Raw genomic sequence first — 12,163 nt, forward strand, 5'->3', positions numbered from 1 at the left:
CTCTCGGGCCTCGCGCGGGCCCCGCCGTGGAGGCGGCCGTGGAGGCGGCCCGTACCCCCGCCGACTGGGGTACGGGCCGCAGCTCTCATGGGGGATCCGGGGGTTCCGGTCGCGGTACGGGACCGTGGAGCGAGTGTGAACCCGCCACCGGGAGCCGTCAAGCGTTCGGACGACACCCCGTGCGCGCGAGCCGCTCCGACGCCCTCACCGTACGGCGACGACCGCCGATCCGTGCCCGAACAACCCCTGGTTCGCGGTGATCGCGGCCCGCGCCCCCGGAACCTGGCGCTGCCCGGCCGTACCGCGCAACTGCCAGGTCAGCTCGCACACCTGCGCGATGGCCTGCGCCGGTACCGCCTCGCCGAAGGAGGCCAGCCCGCCGCTGGGGTTGACCGGGATCCTCCCGCCGAGGGCCGTCGCCCCCTCCCGGAGGAGCTTGGCCCCCTCACCCTCCGCGCAGAGCCCGATGTCCTCGTACCACTCCAGTTCGAGCGCTGTCGAGAGGTCGTACACCTCGGCGAGCGACAGGTCCTGCGGCCCGAGTCCCGCCTCCTCGTACGCGGCGCCCGCGATCTCGGACCGGAAGGAGCCCGGCGCGGGCCGTACGGCCACCGAGGAGTCGGTGGCGATGTCGGGCAGGTCCAGCACCGTCCGCGGATAGGTGGGCGTCACCGTCGAGACGGCCCGGATCCGCACCGGGTCCGCGACTGCGCGCGCCCGCGCGAAGTCCATGCTGCTCAGGACCAGTGCCGCGCCCCCGTCGGAGGTGGCGCAGATGTCGAGCAGCCGCAGCGGATCGGCCACGACCGCCGAGGCCGCGACCTCGGCGGCGGTCACGGGCACGCGGTAGCGGGCGTTCGGATTGAGTGCCCCCGCCGCCGCGTTCTTGACCTTGACCTGCGCGAAGTCCTCCGCCGTGTCCCCGTACACGGCCATCCGGCGGCGTGCGTACAGGGCGAAGTAGGCCGGATTCGTGGCGCCCAGGACCCGGAACCGCAGCCAGTCCGGATCGTCCGGCCGGTCACCGCCCGCCGGCGCGAAGAACCCCTTGGGCGCCGCGTCCGCCCCGACCACGAGGACCACGTCGGCCAGCCCCGCCAGGATCTGGGCGCGGGCGGCACCGATGGCCTGCGCTCCGGAGGCGCAGGCCGCGTACACGCTGGTCACCCGGGCGCCCTGCCAGCCCAGCGCCCGGGCGAAGGTCGCGCCGGCCACGTAGCCGGGATAGCCGGAGCGCACGGTGTCGGCGCCGACGATCGACTGCACGTCCGCCCACTCCAGCCCGGCGTCGGCCAGCGCCGCCCGCGCGGCGGCCCGCCCGTACTCGACGAAGCTGCGGCCCCACTTGCCCCACGGGTGCATTCCCGCCCCGAGGACGGCGACGTCGGCGCTCACGAGGCGCCCCCTTCGGGGCCGGCGGCGGCCACGGGCCGGAACTGCCAGGTCGTCCAGGCGGTCCCGGCGTCCTCGTGCAGGACGCCGCCCACCACCTCGACCTCCATCCCGACGGCGAGGTCGGCCACACCCACCCCGGGCGCCGCCTGCCCCAGCACGACCATCCCTTCGGCCGCAAGTTCCACCGCGACCAGCGTGTACGGCTCCCAGGGCGCGTCCGGGTCGGACACGTACGGCGCGGGCGGCCGGTACCGCCCGTCGGTGTAGGACCAGACGCGGCCGCGCGCGGACAGCGGCACTTCGGCGAGCTCGCCGCCGCCGGGGCAGTGCGGATTGCGGCAGTACGCGTCCTCGCGCGGGAAGAACACCGCCGTGCAGGCGGAGCACCGCGTACCGAGCAGCCGGAAGCCGCCGTCCGACGCGCCCGCGGTGAACCACCCGCTGACGACGGGTGTACGTGTGAGTGCCAAGACCCCTCCCAAGCCAGTCAACTGACGGATCGTCAGAAGTCTGTCACGGGCGGGCGGCCCGGGTCACCGGTTCTCGGCGAGCCACTTCCGCGCGATCTCGGCCAGCTCGGCGTCCCGCCCGGCCAGCATCATCCGGATCATCCGCGCGTCACCGCGCAGCGACCACGCCGGATTCCCGAAGGTCGCCGGGTTGTTCCCCTCGATCAGGAAGTGCGCGGGCCAGGCGGTCCCGTACCCGACCAGGGGCAGCGCCGCCATGTAGCGCTTGCGGCCGCGGGCCACGCCGTAGGCCGTCAGCGCGAGACCGGTCAGGGTGCCGGTGAGATGGATCCAGCGGGTCGCGGCGCGGGAGTGCATGGCGACGTAGTAGGGCCAGAATTCCTCGTACGAACCGAAGGTCATGCGGGCACGGTACTCACGGCCGGACGGAGGCGACAGAGACCGGGAAATCGAAATGGGTGGAGGGAAAGGCCTCGGGCCGGTGAGTGAAGTGCCACCACTCCTCGGGAAGGTTCACGAAGCCCTGCTCCGCCATCACCTCCCGCAGCAACCGGCGGTTGGCACGGGCGGTGCCGGTGACCTCCGGGGCGTCGGTGTGCGAGAGCGGGTCGAAGAAGTCGAACGGCGTCCCCATGTCCACCGCACGTCCCGACAGGTGCTCCAGGGTGACGTCGAGCGTGCTCCCGCGACTGTGCCCGGACTTCTCGGCGATGTACCCCTCGGGAATCAGCCGGTCGCGGTCCACGCGCGGGTAGTGGGCGGCCTTGGCCCCGAGGTCACCGGGGCCGTCCGCCTCCCGGGCCCACCGCACGAACCGGTCCACCGCGCGCTGCGGCCGGTAGCAGTCGTACACCCGCAGCGCGTACCCGCGGGGCAACAGCCGCCGCTGTGCCCGCCGCAGCGCCTCGGCGGCGGGCCGGGCGAGCAGGCACACCGGCTCCACGTAGCCGTCCACGACCCCGCCGGTGAAATTCCGCACCCCGGCGTACCGCATGTCCTCGCGCATACCCGGCTCCACCTCACGCACCACCACGAACCCCGCACCCCCGCCGCTCTCCGGCCCACCCGCCCCCGAAGCACCCCCGCCCGGCGCGGAGCCGCCCGGCGGGCTGCTCGGCCCGGAGCCGTGCGGCGGGGTGCCCGTGGCGTGGGGCGCCACTCGGACCTGACCGCCCGCAACGGGCCCGGGAGCGGGTCCCGGCCGGGCAGGCCAGACGCCTCCGGCGGTCCCGGCCGCCAGTACCGCGAGCACCCCCGCAACAGCAGTCATCCGCATACCCCTTGGCATACCATCGCGGGATGCCGGCACAGCTGAAGGACTCGCACGCGCACTGCTCCACCTGTGGAGCGCCGTACGGTACGACGGCGACCGCCTGGCCGCGCACCTGCGCCGCCTGCGGCGCCACCGCGTACCGCAACCCCCTCCCCGTCGCCGTCGCGCTGCTCCCTGTAGAGGACTCGGCCGGCACCGGTCTCGTCGTCATCACCCGTACCATCGAGCCGGCCCTCGGCGGCGTCGCCCTGCCGGGCGGCTTCATGGACTTCGGCGAGGACTGGCGTGAGGCCGTGGTCCGCGAACTCCGCGAGGAGACCGGCATCACCGCCCCGGCCGCCGACGTCGCGCTGGCCGACGCCCTCAGCTCCCCGGGCGGCCACCTGCTGCTCTTCGGCCTGCTCCCGGCCCGCCCGGCCGACAGCCTCCCCGCGTCGGAGCCCACGAACGAGACCGCCGGCTGGCACGTCCTGCGCACCCCGCAGGACCTCGCCTTCCCCCTCCACACCCGAGCGGCCACCGCCTGGTTCGCAGGCCGCTACACCTGACCCCCGACCCGGGCAGGGTCGAGGCGCGACCCGCCCGGCCCTGCCCCGGGCGCCCGGCCAGAGCCGGCCCCTGCCCCCGGTCGGGGGCGCGAGCGTCAGGCCCCCCGGACCACCGCGTCGTCCACCGGGGCCCCCGCCTCGTCCTCCACCAGCACCGTCTCCCCGGCCCACCGCACGGTGTACCGCTCGACCTCGCCCGCCCCGAAGCCCGGTCCCGGATCGCGGATCACCACGCCGCCGCCCGTGCGCCCCCGGGCCGGGGCCCACACCTCCAGCGCCACCCCGCCGTCCGCCCCGGCACGCACCGGCAGCACCGATCCCGCACGTGCCAGCACCGGGATCCGGCCCCGCGGGGCGTCCAGCAGGATCTGCCCGGGTCCCTCGTGCGCCGCCCCGGTGGCGGTGTCGTACCAGCGGCCCCGCGGCAGCCGCACGGCCCGCCGGTCCGCCCCGCACTCCAGCACGGGCGCCACCAGCAGCGCGTCACCGAGCAGGAACGCGTCCTCGCAGTCCCGCAGCACCCGCTCCTCCGGCGTCCCCCACCACACCGGCCGCACGTACGGCGCCCCCGTCCGCCGCGCCAGATGGGCCAGCGTGACGAAGTACGGCCGCAGCCGCTCCCGCTCCGCCAGCACCGCCCGCGCGTGTTCCTCCACCTCCGCCCCGAACTCCCACGGCTCCCGCCGCCCCGCCCAGATCGCCGAGTGCGTCCGGAACAGCGGCAGGTACGAGCCCAGTTGCAGCCACCGCAGGTACAACTCCGGTGACGGAGAACCCCCGAAGCCCCCGACGTCCGGCCCCGAGTACGGCACCCCGCAGAGCCCCAGCCCCAGCACCAGCGCCAGTGACGCCCGCAGCCCCTCCCAGCTCGTCTCCACGTCGCCGGACCAGGACCCCCCGTACCGCTGCATCCCCGCCCACCCCGACCGCGAGAACAGGAACGGCCGCTCGGCGGGCCGCAGTCGCACCAGCCCCTCCCACCCCGCCCGCGCCATCCCCAAGGCGTACACGTTGTGCCCCTCACGGTGGTCCCCGCCGGCGCCGTCCATCGCGTGCCGCGCCGACCGGGGCAGGGTGGAGTCCCCGAAGGGTGCGAAGGAGACCGGCTCGTTCATGTCGTGCCAGAACCCGGCGAACCCCTGGGCCAGCCGCTCCTCGTACAGGCCGCCCCACCACTCCCGCACCGCCGGATCGGTGAAGTCCGGGTACGCGCACTCGCCCGGCCAGACCTCGCCGCGCACCTCCTCGCCCCGCGCGTCCCGTACGAACGCGCCCGCCGTACCCACCACCCGCCCCGACGCGTGCACGGCGTCGTCCGCCTTCACCGCCGGATCGACGATCGAGACGAGCCGCACCCCCTGCTCCCGCAACTCGCCGGCCAGCCCCGGCAGATCCGGGAACCTGCGCCGGTCCACCGTGAACACCCGGTGCCCGTCGTAGTGGTCGATGTCCAGGTGGACGGCCGACAGCGGTAAGCCGCGCGCGCCGTAGCCCGCCACCACGCGCCGCACTTCCGCCTCGCTCCCGAAGCCCCACCGCGCGTGCTGGTACCCCAGCGCCCACTCGGGCGGCACCGCGGCCGCCCCCGTCAGCCCCGACCAGCCCTGCAGCACCCGGGCCGGCGTCCCCACCAGCACCCAGCACCTGAGCGGACCGCCCTCCATGCGCACCTCGGTCGTCCCCGGCCGGTCCGCCCCGGAGCCCGCGCCCTCCTCGCCCTCGGCCAGCAGCACCCGCCCGTCCCAGGTGTTGTCGTGGAAGACCAGGTGCGTGCCGACGTCCGAGACGACCATCTTCACCGGCATGGTCAGGTACAGCGGGTCGATCCCCGGCCCGAAACCGCCCTTGGGGTCCGTGTTCCACAGCCGGTACGAGCCGTCCCGCAGCCGGGGCCCCGCCGCCCGGCCGCCCAGCCCGAAGAACCGCGCGTCCGCCGGCACCTCGCTCCGCTGCAGCCACCGCGCCCCACCGCCCGCACCGGCCCCGCTCCCATCACCGGCCCCACCACCCGCACCGGCCCCACCACCGGCCGCCCCGCCACCGCCCCCGTCGTCCGGGCCCACCGGTTCCCACCACCGCGGCGGCAGCTCCCGCCGCAGCACCGTCCCGCCCGGAGTACGCACCTCCACCGCCCCGTGCCGCGACACCGCCACCGTCACCCGCTCCGACACCACGCGCCACCCGCCCCCGGTGTCCGGCTCCAGCGCCGCCCGCGGGTCGGGATCGGGCCCGCCCCCCAGCACCGCGTACGAGGGCTCCGGCCCCGCCCCGTCCCAACCCCAGAACACGGCCCCGCCCACGGTGACCCGTACCAGCAGTTCCGACCGCGCGAACCGCAGCACCCCGCCGCCCGGCCGGGGCTCCGTACCCGTCAGTAGCCCCGGCACCCGCGCCCGTTCCGCGCCCCGGCGCGGGAGCCCCGCCGCGTCCGAGCGCCGGTGGCGCCACGCCGTGCGCCACGCGCGCCGCCCGCGCTCCGTACCGATGTCCTTGACCGCACGTACCAGATCACGACCGTCCATGCCGTCACCCTGCCACCGGCCCCCCGCCCCGGGTGCGGCGTTCAACCGCCGTTCACCCGTAAATGGATCACGGCGACCGTCCAGGACAGCTCTGGTGCGGATGTCGATCACATGGCATCGTCCCAGTGAGCCGCCGCGCGCCCACCCCTCGCGCGATGGCACCGTACGCACACGAAGCGCGAGCCGCAGACTTGACCGGGAGCCGACCCATGACCTCAGCCACGCAGCCGGAACCCCTCTGGGCCCCGGGCCCCGACCGGATCGCCGAGGCCCGGATCACCGCCTTCCAGGCCTGGGCCGCCGAGCGCTTCGGGGCTCCTGCCGAGGGCGGCTACCACGCCCTGCACCAGTGGTCCGTCGACGCCCTCGACACCTTCTGGCAGGCCGTCGCCGAATGGTTCGACGTCCGGTTCACCGCCCCGTACGAGTCCGTCCTCGCCGACCGCTCCATGCCCGGTACCAGCTGGTTCGCCGGGGCCACCCTCAACTACGCCGAGCACGCCCTGCGCGCCGCCGAGGACCCGGCCCGCGCCGGCGAGCCCGCGCTCCTGTACGTGGACGAGACCCACGAGGCCGTCCCCGTCACCTGGGCCGAGCTGCGCCGCCAGGTCGGGTCGCTCGCCGCCGAACTGCGCGCCCTCGGCGTCCGCCCCGGCGACCGGGTCAGCGGCTACCTCCCGAACATCCCCGAAGCGGTCGTGGCCCTCCTCGCCACCGCCGCGGTCGGCGGTGTCTGGACCTCCTGCGCCCCCGACTTCGGCGCCCGTAGCGTCCTCGACCGCTTCCAGCAGGTCGAGCCGGTCGTCCTGTTCACCGTGGACGGCTACCGCTACGGCGGCAAGGAGCACGACCGCCGCGACACGGTCGCCGAGCTGCGCGCCGACCTGCCCTCGCTGCGCGCCGTCGTCCACATCCCGCTGCTCGGCACGCCGGCCCCCGACGGCGCCCTGGAATGGGCCTCGCTCACCGGCGCACAGACCGAGCCCGTCTTCGAGGCCGTCCCCTTCGAGCACCCCCTCTGGGTCCTCTACTCCTCCGGTACGACGGGCCTCCCCAAGGCCATCGTCCAGTCCCAGGGCGGCATCCTCCTCGAACACCTCAAGCAGCTCGGCCTGCACTGCGACCTCGGCCCGCAGGACCGCTTCTTCTGGTACACCTCCACCGGCTGGATGATGTGGAACTTCCTCGTCTCCGGCCTGCTCACGGGCACGACCGTCGTGCTCTACGACGGCAGCCCCGGCTACCCGGACACCGCCGCCCAGTGGCGCATCGCCGAGCGGACCGGGGCCACCCTGTACGGGACCTCCGCCGCCTACGTCATGGCCTGCCGCAAGGCCGAGGTCCACCCGTCCCGCGACTTCGACCTGTCCGCCGTGAAGTGTGTGGCGACGACCGGCTCCCCGCTGCCGCCCGACGGCTTCCGCTGGCTCCACGACGAGGTCGCCGAGGACCTGTGGATCGCCTCCGTCAGCGGCGGCACCGACGTGTGCAGCTGCTTCGCCGGAGCCGTCCCCACCCTCCCCGTACACATCGGCGAGCTCCAGGCCGCCTGCCTGGGTACCGACCTCCAGGCCTGGGACCCGGCCGGCAAGCCGGTGGTGGACGAGGTCGGCGAGCTCGTCGTCACCAACCCCATGCCGTCCATGCCGATCCACTTCTGGAACGACCCGGACGGCAGCCGCTACCGCGACAGCTACTTCGAGATGTTCCCGGGCGTGTGGCGCCACGGGGACTGGATCACCCTCACCGGCCACGGCTCGGTGGTCATCCACGGACGCTCCGACTCCACGCTCAACCGCCAGGGCGTCAGGATGGGCTCCGCCGACATCTACGAGGCCGTGGAACGACTGCCCGAGATCAAGGAGTCCCTGGTCATCGGCCTGGAGGAGCCGAACGGCGGGTACTGGATGCCGCTCTTCGTCCATCTCGCCCCCGGCGCGGCCCTGGACGACGACCTGCGCGCCCGGATCAAGGCGACCATCCGCGAGGAGCTCTCCCCGCGCCACGTCCCCGACGAGATCATCGAGGTCCCGGGCATCCCGCACACCCTCACAGGCAAGCGGATCGAGGTCCCGGTCAAGCGGCTCCTCCAGGGCGCGCCCCTGGCCAAAGCGGTCAACCCGGGCTCCGTGGACAACCTGGAGCTCCTCCACTTCTACGAGGAGCTGGCCCGCACGCGCCACTGAGCGACGGTCACTGTCAGTGGTGATGACTACTCTGAGTGAGCAAAGGATTTCGCTCACTCAGGGGGAGCCATGCCACCGAAGTACGTACCGAAGACCGCCTCGCAGATCCGGTCGCAGACCGCCTCGCGGACCGGCTCGAAGAAAGCCTCCAGGACCGAGCGGCGCCGCAGGCTGCGCCGCGAGGTCCCCGGAACCGTCGGCCTCCTGACCGACCCCGGGGACTTCGCGGCCATGCGCGGATACCGCAGCTTCACCTTCGACCACCAGCACGACTACGCCGACTACCTCCACCACGTCGACGACCTGCTCCGGTCCCTCGCGGCCCAGGGCATCCACACGACCGTCGCCCTCTTCGACCCCGAGGAGTACGCCGACTTCTGCACGGAGACCGGCCTGGACCCGGACACCGCCGAAACCCGTACCCGCTTCACCGCGGAACTGGCCGGCAGCGCGGCCGTCCTCCCGTACACCGGCCAGCCCATCGACGAACTCGTCCCGCTCCTCGTCGACGAGGCCGTCCGGCAGGCCACCTGGGAGTACGCCACCGCCCTGCTCGCCGGGGTCGGGACCTGCGCGGACTGCGGCGAGGACATCGGCCGGGCCTCCTTCGAACGCGCCACCGACGCGCTCGAACGTCTCCTGTCGGGCGCCGGCCCGGGCCACCACCACCTCGTCTGCAGCGTCCCCACCGAGACCGAACAGCTCGTCGCCGTCCTGCACGCCACGGTGCCCGGAGCGGAAGCGGCCGAGAAACCGGGGGCGCCACCCCGGGTCGAGGGGCGGGAGGGCCTCGACTTCGTGACCGTCCTGGCCGCCGGGCTCGCCCTCGGCGGCCCCGGGGGACTGGTACTGCGCACCACCACCGACGGACACCGGGACCGGGTCCACGGCTGGCGGCTCGACCGGGGACGATTGACGGTCCTGTCCGCGGCCGCCGTCTTCAACGCCTACTGCACGGACGCCGACACGGGCGAGCCCGTCGCCCCCGAACCGGGCGTCGAGTACTGCCCCGGATACGAGGTGGACCAGCCGGGCCCCCACCACTGAAACGGCCGAGGGGCCCCGCCATCGGCGAAGGCCCCTCGAACCGACGAACACCCCGTACGGCTACTCCCCGGACAGCACCGCCTGGGCGGCCACCCGGGCCTCCTCGGCGGTGTCCGCGGCACGCGCCGCGGCCGCCGCACGCTCGCACTGCGCGAGGGTGTACTTCGCCAGCGTCGCCCGCACGTACGGGATCGACGCGGCACCCATGGACAGGGAGGTGACACCCAGACCCGTCAGGACACAGGCCAGCAGCGGGTCGGATGCCGCCTCGCCGCAGACGCCGCAGCTCTTGCCTTCCGCCTTGGCGGCATCCGCCGACATGGCGATCAGGTCGAGCAGCGCCGGCTGCCACGGGTCCTGCAGCCGCGACACGGCACCGACCTGACGGTCGGCGGCGAAGGTGTACTGCGCCAGGTCGTTCGTGCCCAGCGACAGGAACTCGACCTCCTGGAGGATCGAGCGCGCCCGGAGCGCGGCGGAGGGGATCTCCACCATCGCGCCGAACTTCGCGCGCAGCCCGGCCTCACGGCACGCGTCCGCGAACGCCTTGGCGTCGGTCCGGTCCGCGACCATCGGGGCCATGACCTCAAGGTGGACGGGCAGCCCCTCGGCGGCCTTGGCCAGGGCGGTGAGCTGCGTGCGCAGCACGTCCGGGTGGTCCAGCAGCGAGCGCAGGCCACGGACGCCGAGCGCCGGGTTCGGCTCGTCGGCCGGCGTCAGGAAGTCCAGCGGCTTGTCGGCGCCCGCGTCCAGCACACGGACGACGACACGGCCCTCGGGGAAGGCTTCGAGCACCTTGCGGTACGACTCGATCTGCTTGTCCTCCGACGGAGCCTTCCTGCTGTCGTCCAGGAACAGGAACTCCGTACGGAACAGGCCCACACCCTCGGCCCCGGCCTCGACGGCCGCCGGCACGTCCGCCGGGCCGCCGACGTTCGCCAGCAGCGGCACCTTGTGACCGTCGGAGGTCGCGCCCGGCCCGGACGACGCGGCCAGAGCGGCCTTGCGCGCGGCGGCCGCGGCCTCCAGCTCGGCCCGCTTCTCCGGGGTCGGGTCCACGAACAGGTCACCCGTGCTGCCGTCCACGGCGATGAGAGTGCCCTCGGCGATCTCACCGGCACCCGGCAGCGCCACGATCGCCGGCACGCCCAGCGCCCGCGCGAGGATCGCGCTGTGGCTGGTCGGGCCGCCCTCTTCGGTGACGAAGCCGAGCACGAGCGCCGGGTCGAGCAGCGCGGTGTCGGCGGGAGCCAGGTCCCGCGCGATCAGCACGTACGGCTCGTCGCTGTCCGGCACACCGGGCATCGGCACGCCGAGCAGGCGCGCCACGATCCGGTTGCGCACGTCGTCCAGGTCGGCGACCCGGCCGGCCATGTACTCGCCGGCTCCGGCGAGCAGGTCGCGGTAGGAGGCGAACGCGTCGTACACACCGCGCTCGGCGGTGCTCCCGACGGCGATCCGCCGGTCGACGTCCGCCATCAGCTCCGGGTCCGTGGCGATCATCGCCTGGGCCTCCAGCACGTGCTGAGCCTCGCCACCGGCCAGCTGGCCGCGCGCGATCAGGTCGGCCGCCACAGCCTCCACGGCCTGACGGGCGCGCCCCTGTTCGCGCTCCGCCTCGTCCGCGGTGATCTGCTTGGCCGGCGGTTCGAGGACCGCCGTGCCCATGTGCCGAACCTCGCCGATCGCCACCCCGTGGCTCACGCCGACGCCTCGCAGCGTTGTCTCCATTTCACCCGTCTCCGATTGAGCGGCGGGCCCAGCCGCCGCGGTGGATGTCCGACTCGCCTGTACAGGCGGACGACGTCACTTCCAGTTGAAGAGAACGTCCCCGGCCTTGATGTCGCCGCTCCCGGCCACATCGGAGAGGGATTCGGCAGAGGCCTCCAGCGCCACGACGGGGCAGATGGGGGACTTGCCGGCGGCCTCGACCGCAGCAGGGTTCCAACGGATGACGGCCTGACCGCGGGTCACGGTGTCGCCCTTGTTCACGAGCAGCTCGAAGCCCTCGCCGTTGAGCTGAACGGTGTCGATCCCGAGGTGCGTGAGCACACCGTGGCCGTCACCGTCCACGACGACGTAGGCGTGCGGGTGCAGCGATACGACCACGCCGTCCACGGGGGACACCGCCTCCGAGGGCTCGCGCACGGGATCGAGAGCGGTGCCCGGTCCCACCATCGCGCCGGAGAACACCGGGTCGGGCACTGCCGCGAGTCCGATGGCGCGCCCGGCAAGTGGGGACGTCACGCTGGTCATGAGGGGCCTCCCAGGGGTGGGGCTACTGAGTGTCGCCGTCACTACCTGTCGCGAACGGCGTACTGTTCAGAAGGATATGTCACTAGATGTTCGGGTTCGCCTGATGCTGATGCCGATCCGGGCTGACCCTTCGGCACGGAGACTAGTGGACTAGACCGGTGGACTAGACCATACGCCTGCATCGATTTGCTTGGCCATCACGGGGCCTGTACTGTCGTGACTCCCGCCGGGACGCCTCGTGTGAACATCTCGCGAACGTCCGATGGACGGGACTCCTCCTCTTCAGTGTCGATCTTCTTCCTCTTGCCATACCCCCGTACGCCTTTTCGGTAAACGGCGAATGGTCGGAGGGGCGGGAATTCACTGATAGGGTCGGACTCGCCGGAAAGGGAAACGCGAAAGCGGAAACCTGGAAAGCGAAACCCGTTTCGACCGGGAATCGGACACGAAAGAGTCTGGTAGAGTC

The 12,163-nt window shown here is 73.5% G+C and carries 10 protein-coding genes; 3 read left to right on the forward strand and 7 right to left on the reverse strand.

Annotation, left to right across the window (positions count from 1 at the left end):
- Window positions 1-204 precede the first annotated feature (204 nt).
- From ACWFQ8_RS25150 to ACWFQ8_RS25165, 4 genes are all read right to left on the reverse strand, one after another.
- Complete coding sequence (locus ACWFQ8_RS25150; protein ID WP_453788530.1) at window positions 205-1,395, reverse strand: lipid-transfer protein; 1,191 nt, start codon at window positions 1,393-1,395, stop codon at window positions 205-207.
- Window positions 1,392-1,865 (reverse strand): Zn-ribbon domain-containing OB-fold protein, encoded by a 474-nt coding sequence (locus ACWFQ8_RS25155; protein ID WP_453788531.1) that lies wholly within the window; start codon window positions 1,863-1,865, stop codon window positions 1,392-1,394. The genes ACWFQ8_RS25150 and ACWFQ8_RS25155 overlap by 4 nt, the downstream gene beginning before the upstream one ends.
- Before the next feature lie 63 nt (window positions 1,866-1,928).
- Window positions 1,929-2,267 carry an Mpo1-like protein gene (locus ACWFQ8_RS25160; RefSeq protein ID WP_453788532.1) on the reverse strand — a complete coding sequence of 113 codons (339 nt, stop codon included), beginning with the start codon at window positions 2,265-2,267 and terminating at the stop codon, window positions 1,929-1,931.
- Window positions 2,268-2,280: 13 nt separating this feature from the next.
- A complete protein-coding gene (locus ACWFQ8_RS25165; protein WP_453788540.1) occupies window positions 2,281-3,024 on the reverse strand; it encodes a M15 family metallopeptidase in 744 nt (247 codons plus the stop codon).
- Window positions 3,025-3,164: 140 nt separating this feature from the next.
- Here ACWFQ8_RS25165 and ACWFQ8_RS25170 point away from each other — a divergent pair, with 140 nt between their 5' ends.
- Window positions 3,165-3,686: an NUDIX domain-containing protein gene (locus tag ACWFQ8_RS25170; protein WP_453788533.1), complete on the forward strand. Its 522-nt coding sequence runs from the start codon at window positions 3,165-3,167 to the stop codon at window positions 3,684-3,686.
- A 95-nt stretch (window positions 3,687-3,781) separates the two neighbouring features.
- On the opposite strand, the gene ACWFQ8_RS25175 is transcribed toward ACWFQ8_RS25170, so the two are convergent.
- Complete coding sequence (locus tag ACWFQ8_RS25175) at window positions 3,782-6,208, reverse strand: glycoside hydrolase family 31 protein (protein ID WP_453788534.1); 2,427 nt, start codon at window positions 6,206-6,208, stop codon at window positions 3,782-3,784.
- A 209-nt stretch (window positions 6,209-6,417) separates the two neighbouring features.
- On the opposite strand from ACWFQ8_RS25175, the gene ACWFQ8_RS25180 reads away from it, so the two are divergent.
- Complete coding sequence (locus tag ACWFQ8_RS25180) at window positions 6,418-8,394, forward strand: acetoacetate--CoA ligase (RefSeq protein ID WP_453788535.1); 1,977 nt, start codon at window positions 6,418-6,420, stop codon at window positions 8,392-8,394.
- Between the two features lie 69 nt (window positions 8,395-8,463).
- The gene (locus tag ACWFQ8_RS25185) at window positions 8,464-9,441 is read left to right on the forward strand and encodes a hypothetical protein (RefSeq protein WP_453788536.1); all 978 of its coding nucleotides are present in this window, start codon (window positions 8,464-8,466) and stop codon (window positions 9,439-9,441) included.
- A 60-nt stretch (window positions 9,442-9,501) separates the two neighbouring features.
- Here the strand turns inward: ACWFQ8_RS25185 and ptsP are convergent, their stop codons facing one another.
- Together ptsP and ACWFQ8_RS25195 are read right to left on the reverse strand one after the other, a co-directional pair.
- On the reverse strand, window positions 9,502-11,172 hold the full coding sequence (ptsP, locus tag ACWFQ8_RS25190) for a phosphoenolpyruvate--protein phosphotransferase (protein ID WP_453788537.1): 1,671 nt from the start codon (window positions 11,170-11,172) through the stop codon (window positions 9,502-9,504).
- A gap of 75 nt (window positions 11,173-11,247) precedes the next feature.
- Window positions 11,248-11,697: a PTS sugar transporter subunit IIA gene (locus ACWFQ8_RS25195; RefSeq protein WP_453788538.1), complete on the reverse strand. Its 450-nt coding sequence runs from the start codon at window positions 11,695-11,697 to the stop codon at window positions 11,248-11,250.
- Between the last annotated feature and the right edge of the window lie 466 nt (window positions 11,698-12,163).

This window comes from Streptomyces sp. NPDC055254 (assembly GCF_053606025.1).